This window comes from Campylobacter suis (genome assembly GCF_905120475.1).
GTDB lineage: Bacteria > Campylobacterota > Campylobacteria > Campylobacterales > Campylobacteraceae > Campylobacter_A > Campylobacter_A suis.
In genome coordinates this window covers 674,726-695,872 of the sequence record NZ_CAJHOE010000001.1, presented here as the reverse complement: position 1 = coordinate 695,872, position 21,147 = coordinate 674,726, and the positions used below count along the sequence as shown (strand labels likewise).

Genomic DNA, 21,147 nt, shown 5'->3' with positions numbered 1-21,147 from the left:
ACCTAAAAACCACGAAGTAAATCGCCCAATCTTTGCTCTTCATTTATAATAATGTCTTGTTCTTTTGGCTCAAATCTAAATGTCATTTTTTGTATATCTTTTTCAGTTTTTAAAATTTGCAACTGCTCAAGCATCATAGCAAGGCTGGCGATATCTGGAAACTGCGACAAAAAGCTGGCTATATTTGGCTCAATACTCAAAACTCCATCAAATTTTATGGTATCCATTAGGCTATTTATATCCTTAGGACTCTCTTTTAAAGCAAAATTTGTGGTTATATTAAGTTTATTTGACGCTGCATTTTTTACGCTAAACTCATTTAAGTTTAGCTCTGGTTTTGCTTTTGAAAGCTCAAGAAATACAGGCGTAAGTTTTTCATAATTTACTTCATACTCATCTTCGCTTAAATTTGAATAAACATCGATGATTTTTTTAACGCTCTGTATGTGTAAATTTTTAATATCCATCTTTATCGCAAATTCTTTAAACTCCACACCACCAACATTTATCTTGCTTATACTTAAAATATCTTTGCTGTTAAAAAGAGTTTTACTGGTATCCCCATAGCTTGAGTTACCATTTGCTTTCATGTCATAAAGAAGCACTTCATTTTCATTTACCGTGATTTTTGTGTTTTTAATACTTGCGTCATAGATATAAGGAGCCAGATTATACTCTATCTCTTTAAACTCGATAGGCTCTTTATAGGCAAGGTCATAGTTTAGCTTTTCAAGCTCTATTTTTATGCTATTTTCTATAAAATTATCTGATTCTTGGCTAAATAAAATTTTATCAAAGCTAAGCGCACCTGAGCTAAGCTTTGTTTTATCCGCCACTATATCTAGCTTCACGCCTTGTGTTTTTAGCTCTGATAGATCTTGCTTAAACGAAATATCTTTTAAATTTATGCTCATATCTTGCTTGCTATCAAATATACTACTTTTTGCATGAGCTGTTGCGATGATGTTTGAGCCAAACACCTCTTTTAGTGCTTCTTGTGCTTGACCATTTAAAATAGCAATACTTGAGCTAGATTTAAAGCCGTTTATGAGTGAAAATAAATTATTGCTAATGTCGCTTTTGATATTTATCTTTAAGGCTTTATTTGTATCACTTTCACCAAAACTCTCATCTAAAATAGGTAAAATTTTCTGATCTAGCTCCATATCAAAACTAGCTTTTGAGTTTAAAAAACCTCGCTCATAGCTATCATTTGATATACTTACGCCCTCCATAGCTTGTAAATTTTTAAGTGTATTTTTATAGCTTTGCTCAACACTTTGGCTAACAAAATAGTTACCTCCAGCAAGCAAGGCAGCCGCAACTCCTATGGATATAAAAATTTTTTTCATATTTTTCCTTTTGTTTTTTTTCTAGTTGCAATATGTAAAAAGTAGTAAATTCCACCTATTAAGCTCATCATAAAAACTGGCATAATCCAGCTATTTTCACCCAAAAATTCGCTAATTTGCTCAAAAGTTGAGCCTATATAATAAGCTGAAATTCCAACCACTAAAGCCCAGACGATGGAGGCAAGAATGTTTATTACAACAAATTTTTGCACAGAGTAGCTTGGCGTAAAGCCTATGGCTATTGGTATAAGTGTTTTTAATCCATAAATGTACTTTTTGATAAAAAGCAACTTATCGCCTTGTTTTTTCATAAGCATGCATGAATACGCAAATTTGCGCTTATGGTTTTTAATGTAAGGTCGTATCATATCTTTGTTGTATCGACCAAGATAAAAAAGAAGCATATCGCCAAGAGCGTTTGAAAAGGCGGCTATAGCGATACTGACGCCTAGATCCATTTTTCCAAGGTGTGAGAGTATCCCAGCGGCTATTAGAGCAACCATACCTCCACCCAGAGTGTAAACAAAAAGTATTATGTATCCATATGTGGATAGCGAAGTTAGCATATCTTGCATTATGTGCCTTAGTTGTTTGTTAGTGAGTTTTGTAGTTGTTCAAAAGCATATCCGCTTTGAAGTAAATTTTCGTCATTATGGCTAATTACCGCTCCGCCAAAGCTTGCTCCAGCAAAAAAGCCAGCGTTTGTAGCATAGGCGTATATGCTACTTGTAAATTTAAAGTCGCTTGTTTTGTTGTAGGCTCTGCCACCATCGCCAAAACTAAATGATGCGTCAGCCTGTATCGTAAATTTGCCATTTTTAATGTCATTTACTAAATTTTCATCAAGCACAAAAAGTACAAGCGAGCTATCTTCGTAACCCACTTGAAGCCCAAAGCTTCCACCGCTTATGCCTACTGAGTACATCTCTTTTTCGTTTGAATTTACAGGGGTTATCATAACACCATTGCCACCCATACCACCAACCAAAAAGCCTATCTTCTTTACGCTTGGAAAGATGATGACTGCTTTTGATTGTTTTATTAATGCATTTGTAGGTGCATTTGGGTTTGCTCTAAGTACCATTTGATATGAATTTGCGGAGCTTAAAACTAAGTCTTCTCCGCCAAATAATCCAACCACAAATGCTAAGATAAATAAAATTTTTTTCATTAAAGCTTTTCTTTATTTCGCAAAGTCTATGGCGCGAGTTTCTCTGATGACATTAACCTTTATCTCGCCAGGATACTGTACTTTCGCTTCTATCTCTTGAGCGATCTCTTTTGCAACAAGTACAGCTTCATCATCGTTTATGAGCTTGGCATTTGCGATAACGCGAATTTCACGACCCGCATTTATAGCATAAGCTTGTTTGATACCATTTTTGGTTTTTGCAATATTTTCTATCTCTTCAACTCGCTTTAAAAAACTTTCAAGTACTTCACGCCTTGCGCCAGGACGAGCAGCACTTAAGGCGTCTGCCGCGCATACAGCAGCACTCTCAACACTTGTCGCCTCTTCGTGTCCATGGTGCGCATAAATAGCATTTATAACGACCGCATGCTCTTTATAGCGCTTGCAAACCTCTGCTCCAAGATCAACATGCGAGCCCTCAAATTCATGCGTTAATGCCTTGCCTATATCATGCAATATCCCTGCTCTTTTTGCAAGCTTTTCATCTCCGCCAGTTTCAGCTGCGATGATACCTGCAAGATGTGCGACCTCAAGGCTGTGAGCCAAGGCATTTTGACCATAGCTTGCACGAAATTTTAGTTTTCCAATTAGCTTTACTATCTCTGGATGAATTTTATTTAATCCTAAGTCAATAACTATATTTTCACCCTCTTCTTGCACGCTTTGTTCAAACTCTTCTGTGACTTTTTTGTGAAGTTCTTCTATCCTTGCTGGCTGGATACGACCATCTTCGACTAAAAGCTCTATAACTCTTGTTGCGATTGCACGGCGATAAAGGTTAAAACTACTTAAAATTATCGCATTTGGTGTATCGTCTATGATAATATCAACACCCAAAACCATCTCAAGAGTCTTTATATTTCGCCCCTCTTTGCCTATGATACGACCCTTTAGCTCATCGTTTTTGATATTAACAACATTTATAAGTCGCTCAGTTGCAAATTCTCCAGCAAATCTCGAAGTAGCCTGTGCTAGGATATAATTTACTCTCTTTTTTATATCTCTTTTTGCCTCTTCTTCGTGCTTTCTAACTATATGAGCTATGTCTGCACGACTAGCTTCTTCAACCTTTTTTAAGACTATCTCCCTGGCCTCTTCTTGAGTTAAGCCAGCTGCGTGTTCAAGTACTTTTAAGGCTTCGTTCATTTTATTTTGATAAGTTGTTTTTAGATTTAATCCTTCTTCGTATGTTGATTTAGCATTATTTCGCTCGCTTTCAAGCGCTAGTTTGCTTTCGTGTAAAATTTCTTGTTCAGTTTGTAAAGTACTCTCTTTTTTGCTTAGCTCGTCAAATTTTTGAGTATAGTCACGCTGCAGTTTTGTAGTTTTTTCATCATACTTTTTTTTAGCTTCAAATTCTGCTTCTTGGACTGAAATTTTTGAGTTTTTCAAAATAAGCTCAGCCTCGTGCTCGATAGCCTTTGCCTTTGCCTTTGCTTGTTCTAAAAATATATTATAGTTTGCATCGTTTATCTTTTTTGCATACAGATAACCTGCGCCAACTCCCGCCACACCGGCTCCTAAGCCGACTAAAACTTCTATCATAGTTTCCTCTTTTTATATAGTTTTTATTTGGGGTTAGGTAAATATCGCCACAGATGTCATGCTCTTTGGAGAGAATTTTATCCGTATAAAAGTCCGCTGCCTGAACAAATACTATCAATCTTGGACGATAAGGCAGGTCGCTAAAAAATCTATCATAAAAACCTTTGCCGTGACCTATCCTGCGCATAGCCCCATCAACCCCGTTACATGGAACTACAGCCATATCAATGCGATCGTTTGCAAATTTTGATGCAAGTGGCTCGCGTAAGTTAAATTTTTTTAACTCAAATGGCAACCTTAATTTTACCATTTTTAAGCTAATATCTACCATAAATGGCACAAAAATATCACGATTTGACAAAAATCTACGCATTTTATAAACATCTACTTCATAAAAAAGTGGCATGTAGAGTAAAATTTTTTTAGAATTTGTAAATTTTATGAGATTGCTAAGCCTTTTTATGACATTTTGACTTCGACATTTTGCTGAAATTTTTGCCCGTTTTCTTGTATTTTTTATAGTGTAAGCTCTAAATTCATCTTTTGTTGATTTAACACTCATTTTATTATCTTTTAGTATAATTTTACTCAAAAACAATCACAAGGACTATTTTTATGAAACTTAAACACAAGATTATAGCATTTTTAGCTGTTTTTTTACTTTTGGGTTGCGAAAGTAAAGAAGAGAGTAAAGAGATTAAAACACAGTCAAGCAATACAGAGCAAAATTTAACTAAAAATATAGAAAAAAACGAGACAACTGAAGTAAAAACCACTGAAAAAAAACCAGAAAAAAAAGCTGTTTATGATAAACAAATAGCACTTAGTTTGATAGACGGTGGTGAGTTTAAATTTAAAATCAGAGATGACTATGGGCTTGATATTGATCGTGAGCAAAAGAAAGCAACGCTTTTTGTATTTTGGGCAACATGGTGTCCACCTTGTAGGGCTGAAATCCCACATCTAAATAACTTGGCTGAGAAATTTAGAAAAGATTTAAATATCGTTGCTATCTTGCTTGAAGATAAGAGTGTTGAGCAGATAAAAGAATTTGCTAAGAAAAATAACATAAAGTATGATGTTGCGGTTGGAAAGGAAAATTTTATCCTAGAAAAGGCTGTCGGGGGCATTACTGGACTTCCTGCCTCAGTGCTTTTTAAAACAAATGGAGACTTTCACGATGGCTATGTTGGACTAGTTCCTGAAGAGATGCTAGAAAGTGAAATTTCAAAGGCGATTAACTGATGTTTGACTTTATAAAAAAAGGTTTTGCAAAAACTTTTAGCGCTATAAATAGCGTAAAAACAAGTAAGATTGTAACAAAAAGCGAGCTTGAAGAGATGCTTTTAGAAGCCGATGTGGCTTATGAAATTATAGAAGAGATTATTTATTATTTACCGCCACAAGATGAAGTAAAACGCGATGATTTGCGCCGTGTGATGAGTAGCTACTTTATCTATGAAAAAGATCGCTCAGTGGCTGATGATAAGCCCTTTGTTGATCTGATCCTTGGCGTAAATGGCACTGGCAAGACGACCACTATAGCAAAGCTTGCAAATTTGTATAAAAAAAGCTCAAAAAGCGTTATTTTAGGGGCTTGCGATACATTTCGAGCAGGTGCGATAGAGCAGCTTAGACTTTGGAGTGAAAAAGTTGGCGTGCCTATCGTGCTAACACAACAAGGCCACGACCCCTCAGCAGTAGCGTTTGATACGATAAGCTCAGCCCTTGCAAAGGGCATAGATAGGGTTATCCTAGATACAGCTGGTAGACTGCAAAATCAGACAAATTTGGCAAATGAACTAAGCAAGATAGTAAGAATATCTCAAAAAGCATACGCTAAAGCTCCTCATAGAAAGATCTTGGTTCTTGATGGCACTCAAGGCAATGCCGCTGTCGCGCAAGCAAAGGCATTTAATGAGATGGTGGAGTTAAATGGTGTCATCATAACCAAGCTTGATGGCACTGTCAAAGGCGGAGCACTCTTTGGCGTGGCACGAGAGCTAGAGCTTCCTATACTTTACATAGGTGTGGGCGAGAGTATGGACGATCTTGTTAAATTTGACCCAGATGAGTTTTTAGATCAGCTTATGGATGCGATATTTGCGTGAGAGTAAAATTTGCTAGATTTTTGTTTTTTATCTGTCTTTTTGCGATTGAATTTTTGGCAACCACATCAAGAAGTATCCCTGTAATAGAAAATTATTGGGATAAAGCAAATCACTTTTTAGCATTTTCTACACTTTATGTTTTGCTTTCACTTGGTTGGCGAAGTGGATTGTTTGCAAAATTTTATGTAAAATTTTGTGTATTACTTGCCTTTGGAGTGCAGATAGAGTTAGTTCAGTCTATGCTTCCTAACCGCTATTTTAGCCTGCTTGACATATTTGCCGATATTATAGGAATCTTTTTTGGGGTACTTGCTTTTTGGGTTTTAAGACAAATTTTTGCAAATTTTTTATCATCTCATAAAAGTTGGCAGCCTTGAGACAACTTAATACAAACGAGGCTAGTTTCGCACTAGTTATAGGCTGTGTTCTTTTTGGGCTTGGCAGTATTATAGTTGCAAGTATTAGTGTTGGTGCGTTTGCTATTGCTTTTTGGCGGCTATTTATAGCTGGAGGTATATTTTTTGTGCTCACAAAAGCCTTAAAACTACCTTTGTTAAAAAGCAAAAAAGCCAAACTTTATGCCGTATTATCAGGAGCTTTTTTAGGCATTGATCTTTCTCTTTGGCATGAGAGTATTTACGCTGTAGGTCCTGGAATTTCGACACTTTTAAATAGCTTGCAAATTTTTTGGCTTACATTTATTGGCTTGTTTTTCTTTGGCGAAAGGCTTAGTAAATTTGGCATATTTGCACTAGTGTTGGCTAGTTTTGGTGTATTTTTGATAGCTTTGCCTGAGTTTAATTCAAATTTGCATGCTGGATGGGGATTTATTAGCGGGATACTTTCTGGACTACTTTTAGCTCTTTCTATGATTAGCGTAAAGAAGGCTAGTGAAAGCGAAAATGCGCATATTATTACTCTCATGTTTTATATTGGAGTTGGCGGTGCTAGCGCACTTTTGGTGCCAAGTATACTTTTAAATGGTGCAAATTTTTTCCCAAAGGATGTGAACGAAATTTTGCTTACTTTTACATATGCGTCTGTTATGCAGTGCGTGGCGTGGGGTATGATAGCTTACTGCGTTCCACTACTCTCGCTAAGTCTTACGGGGCTACTTTTGCTCTCAGAGCCAATAGCAGCGCTTTTCATAGATGCGTTCTTGCTAGATAAAGATATAAATGCGTGGCAGTGGGCTGGGGCGTTTATCACGATGTTAGCGATATATCTGGGCTCGCTAAAAAGTAAAAAGGATAAAAATGGCAAAAATTAAGAGTGTTTTTGAATGTCAAGCTTGCGGTAATCAGCAAAGCAAATGGGTAGGCAAATGCCCAAACTGCGGTGCTTGGGATAGTTTTATCGAGCTAAATTCCACTCAGATAAAGGCAAGCGAAGAGCTAGCAAAAATTTCACACACACCAAGCAAGGCTACGAGCATTGACAAGGTACAAATCGAACAGATAAATCGCTTTAGCACAAAAGATAAAGAGCTTGACTTGGTACTTGGCGGTGGCGTCGTAGAGGGTTCGCTCGTGTTAATCGGGGGCAGTCCTGGCATAGGCAAATCAACGCTTTTGCTAAAAATCGGCTCAAATTTAGCAAGGGATGGCAAAAAAACGCTTTATGTGAGCGGCGAGGAGAGTGCAAGCCAGATAAAAATGCGCGCCGATAGGCTTGATGCCGTGGATGAAAACCTCTTTTTGCTAACTGAAATTTGCCTTGAAAGCATAGTCGCGGAGGTTAAAAAAAGCGAATACAAGGTGCTTATCATCGACTCGATCCAAACGCTTTACAGCGAAAAAATAACCTCTGCGCCGGGCTCGATAACGCAAGTAAGAGAGATAACATTTGAGCTCATGAGACTAGCAAAGGATAATGACATCTGCGTTTTTATCATCGGTCACATCACAAAAGAAGGCGCGATCGCAGGTCCTAGAGTGCTTGAGCATATGGTCGATGTGGTGCTTTACTTTGAGGGAGACGCTAGCCGTGAGCTTCGCCTGCTTCGTGGGTTTAAAAACCGCTTTGGCTCAACCAGCGAGGTTGGCATTTTTGAGATGACGAAGAAAGGACTTGCGAGCGCCACTGAAATCTCAAGCAAATTTTTTACGCGAGGAAACGCAGTAAGCGGCTCAGCCATAACCATCATAATGGAAGGCTCGCGCGCCATAAGCGTGGAAATACAAGCCCTAGTTTGTGAAAGTGCCTATCCAAAACGAAGCAGTACCGGCTTTGAAAAAAATCGTCTTGATATGCTTTTGGCCTTGCTTGAGCGCAAACTTGAGCTTCCGCTGGGGCATTATGATGTATTTATAAATGTCTCGGGCGGGGTAAAGATCAGCGAAACAGCCGCTGATCTAGCAGTAATCGCCGCCATCATCTCAAGCTTTCGCAACCGCCCTATCAGTAAGGAGAGTGTTTTCATCGGTGAGCTTAGTTTAAATGGTGAAATTCGCGATGTCTTTAACCTTGATCAGCGTCTAAAAGAGGCAAAAACGCAGAAATTTAAAAACGCCATCGTGCCATCAAAACCGCTTGATGCACAAGGTGTGAAGTGTTTTTTTGCGAAAGAGATAAGCCAGGTTTTGGAGTGGATGTAAGCAATGCTTTGGAATTTACCTATCCAAGCCTTGCAAGCTGTCTCATCTCATCTAGAATGTTGTTTATATTGATAAAGTGGTAAAGCTGTGCTATAAATTTTATGCTTGATTTTGTATTTTTACACTAAAATTGTATTTAGATTTTTTCTTTTAAGCTTGAAGCTAGAAATTATTTAAACGCTATAAAGCTCATAAAATTTCCCCACTTAAACAAGCTTTGCACCTCTCTAAAACCAGCCTCAAGCACTAAAGTTTTATTTTCATCTTCGGTGTAAGGTATTAAAACATTTTCAAGAGCCTCGCGTTTTTGAGCTATCTCATAGCGCGAATAGCCCTGCTCAGCCTTATAGTCTTCATAAATTTCTATCATATTTTTTGCAAGTGTTTTGTTTTCATAAATGATCTTTTCGCTAAATACAAAAACTCCATCGTCATTTAGCCCATTATAAATTTTTCTTACAAACTTAGCCCTGCAAATCGGTCTAATAAATTGCAAAGTATAGTTTAACAAAATTGTATCAAACCCGCTAAGCTCATACTCAAGCACATCTGCAAGCTCTAAATTTAGCTTTGCACCAAACGCAGCACCCTTTGCTTTCGCATTTGCCAGCATAGCCTCTGAGTTATCCACACCAAAAAGTTCAAGGTCATTTCTGAGTGCAAAAAGTGCTAGCAAGCTAGTTGCGGTCGAACAGCCAAGGTCTATCACACGGGCATTTTTAGTCAAACTTTTTGCTAAAATTTGACTTACTAGTTTTACATTAACATCATAAAACGGCACACTGCGACCTATCATATCATCAAAGACACTAGCCACAGATGCATCAAACTCAAACTGCTTTTTTATCGGCTCTTTAAAAATTTCATCTCTCATTTTTTTCCTAAAAATAGCTCGCAAACACCGCAATACTGGCTTGCTTGGTCTATATCTTTTTGTATTTGTTCTTTTAATTCAAAAAGGCTGTTAAATTTTTGATTTTTACGCAAAGCTTTTACAAAGCAAACCGCGATACGCTCGGCAGTTGGTGGTATTTGTTCGCCGATGATGTGCGTTTCTACGCTAAATGCGCCATCTGTACTAACCCTGTTTCCAATAAATGTCACTGAGCCATAGGTTTTGTTGCCTATGCGTGTGCGAGTGGCGTATACCCCAGAGTGTGGCAAAAGATAGGTTTTTATCTCTAAATTTAGGGTAGGAAAAAGCTCTTTTGCGCCTATGCCCTGCCCTTTTACAACCTCGCCCTCAATTGAGTATTCACGCCCTAAAAGAGCGTTTGCGGCGGCTATCTCACCGTTTTTAATATACTCTCTGATGGTTGAGCTATGTACGCCCATGCCATTAAAACAATACTCATCTACAACAATCACTTCAGCATCAAATATACGCACCAAGTCGTGCTTATCCCAAGCTCTATTTCGTCCAAAACGAAAGTCAAAACCAACAACTATACGCTTTAAATTTACAAAGTCACGCTTTAAAAGTGCTATAAATTCCTCTCCGCTTAAATCTTTTATGCTCTCAAATTCATACAAAAAGCATGGGTAACTAGAGTATTCTGCTCGTTTTAGTTTTGGAGTGATATTTGCTTTGTTTTTGTCTATAACAACAAGCCCGCCATACTCACCTAGCCTTGATAAAAGTTGCTTATGCCCCCTGTGCACACCATCAAAATGCCCTATCGCAACAGCTGTAATATTATGCTTTGTTAAAAGCGTAGAAAAATTCGGCATTTCCTTCCTTTCCTTTTATCTCGCACTCTTGTGTTTGATTTAAGATCCATCCAAGCTTGGCTGCTGCTAACTCAAATTTTTTTTGAGCCTGAATAATAGCATTTTTATCACTGACAATACCTTTTTTATTGCGTTTTACATCTTTTCCGACTTCAAATTGTGGCTTAAAAAGTATGATGATAAGTGCGTTTTGGTTAGCCTTTTCATTTATGGCTGGTAAAATTTCAATAACCGATATAAAGCTTACATCGCAGGTTATTAGATCAAATTTTTTCTCATTTTTATAGTTTCTAATGTCGCAATTTTCAAAGATCTCTACCCTAGCGTCAGTTCTTAAGCCAGTATCTAGCTGGTCGCTTCCTACATCGACTCCAACCACGCTTTTTACGCCATTTGCTAGTAAAATTTGCATAAATCCGCCAGTTGAGCTACCTATGTCAAGGGCGTTTGTCCCTGAAATTTCAAAGCTATTTTTATTTAAAAAGCTCTTTAGTTTTAATGCTCCACGACCAACATAAATTTCATCAAGAAGGCTAATTTCGCCGCCATCCACTTCAAGGCTAACTCGTTCACAAATTTCGCCATCAAGTGCGATTTTACCGCCTTTTATAAGCTCACTAGCCTTGTTTCGGCTGATATTTAGCTTGCTTGCAGCATATAGATCAAACCTCATTTTTTAGCCTCTCATACTCGGCCTCATCTATCACTCTCACACCAAGCTCTTTTGCTTTTTCAAGCTTACTTCCAGCCTCACTTCCAGCTAGAACAAAGTCAGTTTTTTTAGATACAGAACCTGATACTTTTGCGCCGTAACTTTCAAGCTCAGCCTTAAACTCATCGCGTGATCTGCTTAGTGTTCCAGTTATTACAATGGTTTTTGTGCTAAAAATGTTTTTGGTTATCTGTTTTTGATTAAAAGTAGGCTTAACTATATCCATAAGCTCAGCAATGGCATGAGAATTTACATCGGCAAATTCAACAAAACTAAGCGCCATCTCCTTGCCAAAGCCATCAAGGGCTAGTATCTCTTCAAAGCTGGCTTTTGCCCAGTTTAGACCATATGCTTGTGCGATTTTCTTGGCTGCTACTTCGCCGATATGCTCGCACCCAAGCCCCGCTATAAATCTTGCAAGGTCTGTGCCCTTACTTGCATTAATCGCGTCTAGTAAATTTTGTACCTTTTTTTCTTTAAATCCCTCGAGAGTTATCAAATCTTCAAATTTTAATGAATAAATATCTGAAATTTTACTAATCAAGCCTTTTTCATATAATAGCGTTACTATCGCCTCTCCTAGTCCATCGATATTTAGGCATTTTTTTGAAGCATAGTGTATTAATGAGCCTAAAATTCTGGCCCTGCATTCTAAATTTTGACACTTTACAAAAACCCCTTCATCAAGCAAATGTGACCCACACTCAGGGCAAAACTGCGGTCGCTCTATCGCTATCTCGCTACCATCTCTACGCTCTTTAAAAACGCCAGTTATCTTTGGTATGACATCGCCTGAACGAATAATACTGATAAAGTCATTTTTCATAACTCCAAGTCGCTCTATCTCGTCAAAGTTATGTAAGGTTGCTGATTTTATCATAGCTCCATCGATATTTACTGGCTCTAGCACCCCAACAGGCGTTACAACGCCACTTCTTCCAACTTGCAAAGTAACATCAAGCAGGCGTGTTGTTTTTTCAAGGGCTGGAAATTTATAAGCTACCATAAATTTTGGAAATTTCTCAGTATATCCAAGCTCTTGTGAAAACTCTAAATCATCCACACGCACCACAAGCCCATCCATCATAAAAGGCTTTTTATCGCGGATAGATAATAGTTTGTTGTATTCATTTTGCAAGCTTTCAAAGCCTAAAATTTCTTTGAAAAACTCCTCTTTAAAAAACCCTAGCGAGTAGATAAACTCCATCACCTTTTTATAGCTCTTTAATCCCAAATTTTGAGCTCCAAAGCCCCAAGGACGAAACTGAAGTCTTCTGCTAGCAGTAACTTTACTATCAAGCTGCCTAAGGCTTCCAGAGGCTGCATTTCTAGGGTTTGAAAGCAGTTTTTCGCCGTTTTTTAAGTTTATCTCATTTATCGCTTCAAAATCATCCTTTGCTATAACGACCTCTCCGCGAATTTCTATCCTACCCTCATAAGCTATCTTAAAAGGAATGCCCGCTATAACCCTTGCGTTATTTGTTACATCTTCGCCAGTTATGCCGTCCCCTCTTGTTATGGCTCGCACTAAACTGCCATTTTCATAAAGTAAATTTAAACTAGCCCCATCAAATTTTGGTTGTAGGATAAATTTTTGTTGAGTTTTATCGCCCCGTTTTAACCAAGCCAAAAGCTCATCAGCGTCAAAAATATCTTCCATCGACCACATGCGCTCTATATGCTGTGCCTTTTTAAAACCTTCACTAACTGCACCACCAACGCGCCTTGTAGGTGTAAAGACAGAAGTTTCATTTGGATTAATACTTTCAAATTCTAATACTTTATGATAAAGTTCATCATACTCCTCATCACTAGCTATGGGAGCGTCAAGCTCGTAATACGCCCTCGCCCATTCATTTAACAGCTCAACCGCGCTTTCATACTCTTTTTTTGTCATCATATCTCCGTTTTTAGCTGGCTTTTATCATAAAATTTACCAGATATTTGCGCCATTCATAGCTGCGTGCATATCAAAAAGCTGTTTATGCTCACGCACATCATGGGTTCTGATGATGGTTGCACCGTTTTCGTAAGCCTTTAAATGCAGATAAAGTGAGCCAGCAAGCCTGTCTTTAACCTCGCTTGGATGATAAAAATTTATGACCGACTTGCGACTTGCACCAACCAAAAGCGGATAGCCAAAGTGCAAAAAATGTTCCAAATGCTTAATGAGAAGCAAATTTTGCTCCGCAGTCTTGCCAAAGCCGATACCTACATCAAGGGTGATCCGATTTGTGCCTATGGCTAAAATTTCATCTATTTTTTGCGCGAAAAACTCATCTATCTCGCCGATTAGATCATCATAATGCGGTGCGTTTTGCATAGTTTTTGGATCATTTTGCATATGCATTAGGCAGTATTCGCACTCATATTTTAGTGCAAGCTTTGCAAGGCTGGTGTTTGCAGTTATGTCATTTATCATTTTAAAGCCATGATTTAGCGCATATTCAAGGCAATACTCATCAAAGCTATCAAGGCTAAATTTTGCCTTTTCATGCAAATTTTGCTTATAAATTTCAGCCACGATATCTTTTATGCGCACAAACTCCTCATCGCGCCCACAGTACTCACTCCCAGGGCGCGAGCTAACCCCGCCAATGTCAATGTAGCTAGCACCTTGCTCTATCATATCTTCTATGCGCTTGATACCACTTTTTGTATCCGCGCGGCTGTTTTCGTTAAAGCTATCTTGGTTAAAATTTAACACACCCATGATTTGAGGCTTTTTGGGCTTTAAAAATTTAACACTTAAAAAATTTGCCAAGCCTTTAAGTCCAAAATCTTGAAGCTTTTCCTTTTTAGCCAGAGCTTCAAAATGCGCATTTGTGCCTATTAAAAGCGCTTGCGAGTTTAGCTCTCTTCCAAAAATCGTATCTTTATGACACACTAGCTCAGCACCCACGCTAAGTGCATCTTGTTTTAAGATATTTGCTGCTGGTGAGCGGATATCTGAGATATATATGAAATTTAGGTTTGCTTTTTTTGACATCAAGCCAACGCCAGCCAAACTTGGCATTATCTGCTCACAAATGGCGTTAAAATCACTATTTACATTGATTTTATAAAATTTCAAGGTCGTCCTTTTTGAAGTATCACTAAAAGTAAAGGTGTAAGAAGCTGTGGCGACTTTGCGTTAAGTTCGGCTAATCGCACTAACGAGTAAAAATACTCAAGCTCATCTTGGCTAAATTTAAATCCAAGTTCAAGAGCCTTGACGATAATGTTTGAGATCAGCTCTTTTAGCTCATTTTTACCAATTTTATCCGATCTTTCATCATTTTCAATGCGAGCTAAAAAGTTATAAATTTCAGCTATATCAAGCTGAGCCAAATTTATATCAAGAGGCGGTCTAGGCTTTGTTTTTAGTAAATTTTGACAAATCATACGCGAGCGTATAGTTTGCAAGAGTAAATTTTTACTTGTAGCTGCGATTAAAAATGATACATTTCTTGGCGGTTCTTCGATAATTTTAAGCAGTGAGTTTTGGGCTTCTATGCGGTAGTTTTTAGCCATTACAACCAAGAGCTTTTCGCTACTTTCGGCGATATATGCCTCTTTTACTATCTCATGAGCATTTTCAAGCAAGAAGTCCTCACTTATGAAAAAACGCAGGTTATTTATGCCAAATTCGGTCTCAAGGCTGTTTTTAAGTGCGTCAAAATCATTTGTGATGACTATTTTGCTTTGCATGCTAGACTAGGCTTGCCTGATTTAAAAGAACTGCATCGATGCTTTTATCAAAAAGCTTTAAGAGCTGCATGAGTTTTATGTCTAAATTTTCATCATTTGAATTTAGGCATATGGAGTTATGGGTTTGCTCGTCAAATAGCCACATGTAGCTATCTTCGCTATTTTTGGCGATATTTGCTCGTTTATCAATGTTTTTGCCGATATAAAAATAGACATATCCATTCGGAAATGTAAGGCTTAGCATGTCCTCAAGTAGTGAAATTTGCTCACTTGAGTTTATCTCATCAAGTCCAGGATAAAGTGCTTTTAGGCTTACAAATGGCAAAAGTGGGCGCGCGCCTGAGCGGTTTATCTTTTTAAGCAAATAACCTTCAAACCATGCGCGTTCATCATCGGTAATAACTATAAAAACTCGTCCCTCAAGCAAGTATTTTAGCCTAGAGCCAAGTAGCGCTATCCACTCAATACGGAAATTTTGCATAAAAGCACTCATGCCCTCTTTAACGATGGCGTCATTGCTCCATTTTACGAAGTCTTGCATTATTTATCTAGCTTATATGCTTCGTGTAGGACGCGAACGGCAAGCTCGCCGTATTTTTGATCAACTACGACTGAAATTTTTATCTCACTTGTTGATATCATTTGGATATTTATACCCTCTTTCGCAAGTGTTTCAAATGCGGTACAAGCAACACCGCTATGACTTTTCATACCCACACCAACAACTGAAACTTTAACTATTGCGTCATCATACTCAACATGTTTTGCTGCTGATAGTTTTTGCATAGTTTCTTTGGCGATCTCAAGCTCGTTTTGTGGCACAGTAAAGCCTAAATTTGTAGTTCCGTCATGCCCTACATTTTGGATAATCATATCAACATTGATATTTTTACTAGCAAGCGCACTAAAAATTTCCGCCGCAATACCTGGCTTATCAACCACGCCTCGCAGTGTAACTCTTGCTTGATTTTTATCCAAAGCTATACCGCTTACCAAAACTGCTTCCATATAATCCTCCTCATTTGCTATAAGTGTTCCTTCGTTATGATTAAAGCTACTTCTTGTAACTAGTTTTACATTTAGTTTTTTTGCCATTTCTACCGAGCGATTTTGCAATACTTTTGCGCCAGAGCTTGCAAGCTCAAGCATCTCGTCATAACTTATGACATCAAGTTTTTTAGCCTTTGGCTCGATACGCGGATCTGTGGTATAAACTCCATCAACATCTGTAAAAATTTCGCATAAGTCAGCATCAAGAGCTCCAGCTAAAGCAACTGCGCTTAGGTCGCTTCCACCGCGTCCAAGTGTTGTTATATCACCTTTTTCATCTATACCCTGAAAACCTGCTACCACTACTATCTTGCCAGCTTTTAGTTCGCTTTTAATACGGCTTGTATTTATCTTTTCAATTCGTGCTTTTGTGTGTATGTCATCGGTTATAATGCCAGCCATAGCTCCTGTTAAGCCTACACACTCATAACCTTTCGCGTTTAATGCTATCGTTAGTATCGCTGTCGTTACTTGCTCTCCAGAGCTAAGCAACATGTCCATAGCAACACCATTTGGCTGCTTGCTAAAGTGCTCGCCGTATTCGACAAGTTGATTTGTTACGCCACTCATTGCCGAAACAACTACTACAACATCTGCTCCTGTGTTTTTAGTCTCAATGACACGCTGGGCTACTGCTTCTATGCGTTCAAGCGTTCCGACGCTTGTTCCGCCAAATTTCTGAACTATTAGCATTAAAAATACCCTTTCTCTTTAAAATAACTCAAAACTTTCGTATATATCGGTCTTTTGAAGTGATTTATCTCTTCAAAAATCCCCTTATAACTTAGAAATTTATACTCGCTAAATTCAGGATGTTTGCACTCTAAATTTATCTTTGCGTCTGGTTTTAATCTAACCAAAAAATACTTCTGCGTCTGCCCATCAAATGGATACATTTTTACACTAGCTGTATTTGGAAAATCATAACTAAGCCACTCTGGATACTCGGCTAAAAACTCAATCTTATCCGTCCCTATCTCCTCTTTTAACTCACGAAGCAAAGCCTCTTTAGGGCTTTCTCCATCATCTATCCCACCTTGTGGAAACTGCCAAACTCCATCCAAGTCACATCTATTTGCAACAAAAATTTCGCATTTAAATGGATATTTAGATGATAAAATTATAGCAGCTACATTGGGTCTGTACTTTTTATCCATTCTAAAACCTATAAATTTTTGCTAGATTTTAACTAAAACTACATTATATAGCGTTTAAATCGTCACTAAAATTTTTAAACAACAAAGTCTTGATAGATAATTTTACATTTTTACCCATCACTCAATCTCTCTCATAACATCAAGCCTTTTAAGATACATAGCAAGCCTATCAAGCTCCTTTCTTTGGTTTACCTTTTGCTTTGAGTAAAAGTACTCTACTTTGCTACTCTTATCAGCTAAGCTCACCGCCCCGCTCTCGCTTTTAAGGCGTTTTATCGTGCCATCAATCCCATCAAGTATCTTTGTTTGCGGTGCTAAAATTTCTCGCAAAGTATCTTTAAAGTAGTTAAAATGCGTGCAGCCTAGCACAAGCGAGCCATACTCGCTAAGATCAAATTTAGCTAACTCGCTCTTTAAATACTCCCGCACTCGCCGGCTCTCAAACTCGTAACTTTCAGCAAACTCAACAAGCCTAGGCAGTGCGAGCAAGTCCGCCACCTCGCTTGCATTTGTACGAACTAATAGCTCGTGAAGCTTTTGCCCTGCTATCGTGATGGGCGTGGCAATAACTAAAGTTTTTTTACCATCTTTTAAGCTTACAGCGCGCTTTACGGCTGGCTCCATGCCGATTATCGGCACGCTAAATTTTGCTCTAAGCTCTACGATTGCAGCACTTGTTGCTGTGTTGCACGCCACAACCACCGCCTTTGCACCAAGATCTATCAAAAACGAAACCGCCTCGATACTAAAATTTATAACTTCATCTTTCGTTTTTGTGCCATAAGGGACATTTTTCTTATCCGCAAAAAATAAAAACTCATTCCCGCTAAGCTGCCTTATAGCCTCATTCATCACGCTTAGACCACCAATGCCCGAGTCAAAAAATCCAATCTTCATAATCCATCCATTTTAAAACCATTTAAAAGCAAAATTATACAAAATTTCTCGCCTTTCACTCACTATTTTTAAGCAATTTTATAAATTCCTTTATAAGTTTTGAAGATTTTTTATACACGACTGAAAAGCTTAGATTGAAATTTTCATCATCTATCACATCAAAAAAGCTGATAAAATCCCTCTGCTCTTCACTCACGCACTCACTAAATCCAAACGCCACGCAAATACTAGAACCAGCCATCGACATGGCTAAATTTATATCAGTCGTTGCACAAGCTAGTTTTGGCTTAAACCCAGCCTTTGCAAATATCTGCTCAAAGCCAGTTTTAAGCCTGACATTATCAGAGCCTATGGCAAATTTATCATCTCTAAACTCGCCCAAATCACACTTTGGATATTTTTCATTTGAGTTTGCGGCGATTTTTGAAACCGCGATATGAGTTGAAGGGACGGCTAGTAAAGGGGCGTGTTTAGCCACTAACTCATACTCTAGCTCACTATCTTTTATGCTTTCAAAATGCACCGCATACGCAGCGTCTATAACGCCATCTTTAAGCATTTGCAAAAGCTCGATGTCGGTTTGTGCGTGTATGATTTTAATGTCTGCATTTGCAAATCTTGCGTAAAATGATGGTAGCTGTTTTTCGATAAATTTAAAGCTAAGCGTTGTGACACCTATGCTTATCTTGCCCTTTTTAAGCGATGATAAATTTTTTATCTCGCTGTTTAGTTCGCTATTTAGCCTTAGTAAATTTTTAGCCTTTGAGATATAAATCTCACCCGCGTAAGTAAGGCTTAGCCCATTTTTTCTATCAAAAAGCTCAGTTTCTAGCTCACTTTCTAAAAGCGATACACTTTTTGAAAGAGATGGCTGTGAAACACCAAGTTTTTCAGCCGCCTTTGTAAAGCTTTTAAACTCTGCGATACTTACGGCTATTTGCATATGTCTTAGGCTCATTTTTGCTCCTTTTTATAACTTTTAGTTATGCTATTATACACTTTATAATATTTGACTTATATTAAAAAATATTTTATTATTCGCACAATTATTTTTAAAAGGAAAAAATTACTTTTTTTGTTTAAAGATAAAATGCTTAAAAAAGGAGAAAGTGATGTTTGATGCATCAAGGAGAAAATCCCTAAAAACCCTTGCCTGTTGCTCTGCTGTGCTAAGTGTGCCGACCTTATCATCTGCAAAAACAAACGCAATTGAAGTTAAAAAATGGGACAAAGAGTTTGACGCTATCATTGTCGGTAGCGGTTTTGCTGGAAGTGCGGCTATGCTATCTATGCTTGAAGAGGGTGTAAATAATGTCATAATGATAGAAAAAATGCCATATCTTGGTGGAAACTCAGCTTATAGTGCCGGTTCTATGGCGGTTGCAGGCACAAAAATGCAAGAGCGTGATGGCATAAAAGATGACCCTGAGCTTCATATAGAAGATACTCTAAAAAGCGGACACAATCTAAACGATCCCGATATCGTAAAAACGATGGTCTATAAGGGTCCTGAATTGCTTGATTGGTTAGTGCAAAACGGCGTTAAAATAAAATGGGTAATAAGAGATGGCGGACACACTCACCCTCGCTCACACTCTGTTGGCGTTGGTAGCTACATAACTATACCGCTTCAGCAAAGGATAAGAGAGCGTGGCGGAAAGATCGAAACTCGCGTGATAATGGATGATATTATTTACGGCGATCAAGGCGAAGTTGTAGGTATAAAAGTGCGTGAAAAATATGAGTTTAACTTTGATACAAACGCCAAAGAAGAAGATAACAAAAGCGGTCAAGTAAGATACTACAAATGCCACGGCGGACTTGTCTTAGCCACAGGTGGCTGGGCAGCTGATGTGGAGTTTAGACAAAAATTTGACCCAGCCTTAACGGCTGATGTATTTAGCACAAATCACGCCGGCGCAAACGCATATACAGTTAAAAAACTACTAGCTGATGAGATAAAATTTATCGATATGGACTACATTCAGCGTTTTCACGTAACATCTGCTGATGAGTCGTTTTTTGGCTTTGCGTATCGCTGGATGATGCGTGGATATACTTATGGAATGATGGTAAATCCAAAAACTGGACTTCGCTTTGTAAATGAGATAGCTGATCGTAAAATTTCATCAGATGCCATCTGGGCTATGAATGAAGGCGGTAAAAATCACCCCGTGCTTATCATGGATATAGAAGGCACAAAGACTGTTGATATACACGACTTTCAACGCGGTCTAAGCGTGGGAGCGATAAAGCAGTTTGATACGATGGATGAGCTAATAACGCACTATAATATCAACAAAGAGCCGTTTTTAGAGCAGTTAAAACGCTATAACTCATATGTAGAAGCGGCATCTAAAGATGAGAACTACCGCGACCCTGAGTTTGGTAAAAATTTCTCTCACTACAAAGGCAAATACATAAAACTAGAAAAACCGCCGTTTTTTGCCGTTCGCCCTGGGCCAAAGGTGCATCACTGCATGGGTGGGGTCAAGACTACGGTTGATTGCGAAGTGTATAACAACGACATGCAACTCATACCAAAACTATACGCGTGTGGTGAGCTAACGGGTGGCAGACACGGCTATAATCGCCTTGGCTCAAACTCAGTGCTTGAGTGCATAGTCTTTGGTCGCCAAGCTGGTTTAAAACTAGCCAAAGTCTTTAACGAAAAAAGAAGGAGTGTGTGATGAGAAAATTTCTAGCTTTAATATCATTTTTAACGCTATCTCTTTTTGCTTATGATACGAGTCTGATGGATGTGTTAAGAAACTCAAAGGGCGAAGTGACTAAAAATTTTAGCAAAGAGAGCTTCCCGCTACAAGGCATACACCAAAAACTAGGTCTTGATTGTAAAGACTGTCACAAAGAAAACGATCAAAAAGACTACTCATCAGCAATGAATGCATCATGTATGCAGTGTCACGTAAGCTATGAAAAACTAGCCGAAAGAACGGGCGTTTTAGGTCATACGGATAATATCCACGCAAACCCGCACTACGAGTCGCTTGACTGCGATACCTGCCACAGCACTCACAAACCAACTGTTAATATGTGCGTGCGTTGTCATACGCAAGATAGCCTAAAATCGCTAATCGTAAAGTAAGGAGGGT

General features: G+C 38.4%; 23 protein-coding genes. 7 read left to right on the top strand and 16 right to left on the bottom strand.

Annotation, left to right across the window (positions count from 1 at the left end; genetic code table 11):
• Positions 1–2: 2 nt before the first annotated feature.
• The 5 genes from LQV35_RS03610 to LQV35_RS03590 are packed head-to-tail and all read right to left on the bottom strand — an operon-like array spanning position 3 to position 4,651.
• Positions 3–1,352: a DUF945 family protein gene (locus LQV35_RS03610; protein WP_230056498.1), complete on the bottom strand. Its 1,350-nt coding sequence runs from the start codon at positions 1,350–1,352 to the stop codon at positions 3–5.
• Entirely contained in the window at positions 1,349–1,927 is a 579-nt protein-coding gene (locus LQV35_RS03605; RefSeq protein ID WP_230056497.1) for a DedA family protein, read from the bottom strand. The genes LQV35_RS03610 and LQV35_RS03605 overlap by 4 nt, the downstream gene beginning before the upstream one ends.
• Positions 1,928–1,935: 8 nt before the next feature.
• Positions 1,936–2,523 carry a lipid-binding SYLF domain-containing protein gene (locus LQV35_RS03600; protein WP_230056496.1) on the bottom strand — a complete coding sequence of 196 codons (588 nt, stop codon included), beginning with the start codon at positions 2,521–2,523 and terminating at the stop codon, positions 1,936–1,938.
• A gap of 12 nt (positions 2,524–2,535) precedes the next feature.
• Positions 2,536–4,089 carry a ribonuclease Y gene (gene rny, locus LQV35_RS03595; RefSeq protein WP_230056495.1) on the bottom strand — a complete coding sequence of 518 codons (1,554 nt, stop codon included), beginning with the start codon at positions 4,087–4,089 and terminating at the stop codon, positions 2,536–2,538.
• Positions 3,998–4,651, bottom strand: a complete 654-nt coding sequence (locus LQV35_RS03590; RefSeq protein WP_230056494.1) for a 5-formyltetrahydrofolate cyclo-ligase — start codon at positions 4,649–4,651, stop codon at positions 3,998–4,000. Before LQV35_RS03590 ends, rny begins: the two co-directional genes overlap by 92 nt.
• A 53-nt stretch (positions 4,652–4,704) precedes the next feature.
• Here LQV35_RS03590 and LQV35_RS03585 point away from each other — a divergent pair, with 53 nt between their 5' ends.
• From LQV35_RS03585 to radA, 5 genes are read left to right on the top strand one after another with little or no spacing between them, the layout of a single operon-like run.
• Positions 4,705–5,334: a TlpA family protein disulfide reductase gene (locus tag LQV35_RS03585; RefSeq protein WP_230056493.1), complete on the top strand. Its 630-nt coding sequence runs from the start codon at positions 4,705–4,707 to the stop codon at positions 5,332–5,334.
• The gene (gene ftsY / locus LQV35_RS03580) at positions 5,334–6,200 is read left to right on the top strand and encodes a signal recognition particle-docking protein FtsY (RefSeq protein ID WP_230056492.1); all 867 of its coding nucleotides are present in this window, start codon (positions 5,334–5,336) and stop codon (positions 6,198–6,200) included. The genes LQV35_RS03585 and ftsY overlap by 1 nt, the downstream gene beginning before the upstream one ends.
• Positions 6,197–6,577, top strand: coding sequence for a VanZ family protein (locus LQV35_RS03575; protein ID WP_230056491.1), 381 nt, complete (start codon positions 6,197–6,199; stop codon positions 6,575–6,577). The genes ftsY and LQV35_RS03575 overlap by 4 nt, the downstream gene beginning before the upstream one ends.
• On the top strand, positions 6,574–7,470 hold the full coding sequence (locus tag LQV35_RS03570) for a DMT family transporter (RefSeq protein ID WP_230056490.1): 897 nt from the start codon (positions 6,574–6,576) through the stop codon (positions 7,468–7,470). The genes LQV35_RS03575 and LQV35_RS03570 overlap by 4 nt, the downstream gene beginning before the upstream one ends.
• Entirely contained in the window at positions 7,457–8,797 is a 1,341-nt protein-coding gene (radA, locus tag LQV35_RS03565) for a DNA repair protein RadA (protein WP_230056489.1), read from the top strand. Before LQV35_RS03570 ends, radA begins: the two co-directional genes overlap by 14 nt.
• A gap of 169 nt (positions 8,798–8,966) precedes the next feature.
• On the opposite strand, the gene cmoA is transcribed toward radA, so the two are convergent.
• From cmoA to LQV35_RS03510, 11 genes are all read right to left on the bottom strand, one after another.
• Complete coding sequence (cmoA, locus tag LQV35_RS03560; protein ID WP_230056488.1) at positions 8,967–9,671, bottom strand: carboxy-S-adenosyl-L-methionine synthase CmoA; 705 nt, start codon at positions 9,669–9,671, stop codon at positions 8,967–8,969.
• A complete protein-coding gene (locus LQV35_RS03555) occupies positions 9,668–10,528 on the bottom strand; it encodes a bifunctional riboflavin kinase/FAD synthetase (protein ID WP_230056487.1) in 861 nt (286 codons plus the stop codon). The genes cmoA and LQV35_RS03555 overlap by 4 nt, the downstream gene beginning before the upstream one ends.
• Positions 10,494–11,201, bottom strand: a complete 708-nt coding sequence (gene tlyA / locus LQV35_RS03550) for a 23S rRNA (cytidine-2'-O)-methyltransferase TlyA (protein WP_230056486.1) — start codon at positions 11,199–11,201, stop codon at positions 10,494–10,496. Before tlyA ends, LQV35_RS03555 begins: the two co-directional genes overlap by 35 nt.
• Positions 11,191–13,137 carry an NAD-dependent DNA ligase LigA gene (ligA, locus tag LQV35_RS03545; RefSeq protein WP_230056485.1) on the bottom strand — a complete coding sequence of 649 codons (1,947 nt, stop codon included), beginning with the start codon at positions 13,135–13,137 and terminating at the stop codon, positions 11,191–11,193. The genes tlyA and ligA overlap by 11 nt, the downstream gene beginning before the upstream one ends.
• Before the next feature lie 36 nt (positions 13,138–13,173).
• Positions 13,174–14,313 (bottom strand): dihydropteroate synthase, encoded by a 1,140-nt coding sequence (gene folP / locus LQV35_RS03540; protein ID WP_230056484.1) that lies wholly within the window; start codon positions 14,311–14,313, stop codon positions 13,174–13,176.
• Positions 14,310–14,930 carry a DNA polymerase III subunit delta' gene (locus LQV35_RS03535; RefSeq protein WP_230056483.1) on the bottom strand — a complete coding sequence of 207 codons (621 nt, stop codon included), beginning with the start codon at positions 14,928–14,930 and terminating at the stop codon, positions 14,310–14,312. Before LQV35_RS03535 ends, folP begins: the two co-directional genes overlap by 4 nt.
• A gap of 1 nt (position 14,931) precedes the next feature.
• Positions 14,932–15,471, bottom strand: a complete 540-nt coding sequence (locus LQV35_RS03530) for a HobA family DNA replication regulator (RefSeq protein WP_230056482.1) — start codon at positions 15,469–15,471, stop codon at positions 14,932–14,934.
• Positions 15,471–16,673, bottom strand: a complete 1,203-nt coding sequence (locus tag LQV35_RS03525; protein ID WP_230056481.1) for an aspartate kinase — start codon at positions 16,671–16,673, stop codon at positions 15,471–15,473. The genes LQV35_RS03530 and LQV35_RS03525 overlap by 1 nt, the downstream gene beginning before the upstream one ends.
• The gene (locus tag LQV35_RS03520) at positions 16,673–17,137 is read right to left on the bottom strand and encodes an RNA pyrophosphohydrolase (protein ID WP_230056480.1); all 465 of its coding nucleotides are present in this window, start codon (positions 17,135–17,137) and stop codon (positions 16,673–16,675) included. The genes LQV35_RS03525 and LQV35_RS03520 overlap by 1 nt, the downstream gene beginning before the upstream one ends.
• Before the next feature lie 117 nt (positions 17,138–17,254).
• A complete protein-coding gene (murI, locus tag LQV35_RS03515) occupies positions 17,255–18,034 on the bottom strand; it encodes a glutamate racemase (RefSeq protein WP_230056479.1) in 780 nt (259 codons plus the stop codon).
• Between the two features lie 55 nt (positions 18,035–18,089).
• Complete coding sequence (locus LQV35_RS03510) at positions 18,090–18,992, bottom strand: LysR family transcriptional regulator (protein WP_230056478.1); 903 nt, start codon at positions 18,990–18,992, stop codon at positions 18,090–18,092.
• A 154-nt stretch (positions 18,993–19,146) separates the two neighbouring features.
• Here LQV35_RS03510 and LQV35_RS03505 point away from each other — a divergent pair, with 154 nt between their 5' ends.
• Both LQV35_RS03505 and LQV35_RS03500 read left to right on the top strand, forming a co-directional pair.
• Positions 19,147–20,724 carry a flavocytochrome c gene (locus tag LQV35_RS03505; protein WP_230056477.1) on the top strand — a complete coding sequence of 526 codons (1,578 nt, stop codon included), beginning with the start codon at positions 19,147–19,149 and terminating at the stop codon, positions 20,722–20,724.
• A complete protein-coding gene (locus tag LQV35_RS03500; RefSeq protein WP_230056476.1) occupies positions 20,724–21,140 on the top strand; it encodes a cytochrome c3 family protein in 417 nt (138 codons plus the stop codon). The genes LQV35_RS03505 and LQV35_RS03500 overlap by 1 nt, the downstream gene beginning before the upstream one ends.
• Positions 21,141–21,147 lie beyond the last annotated feature (7 nt).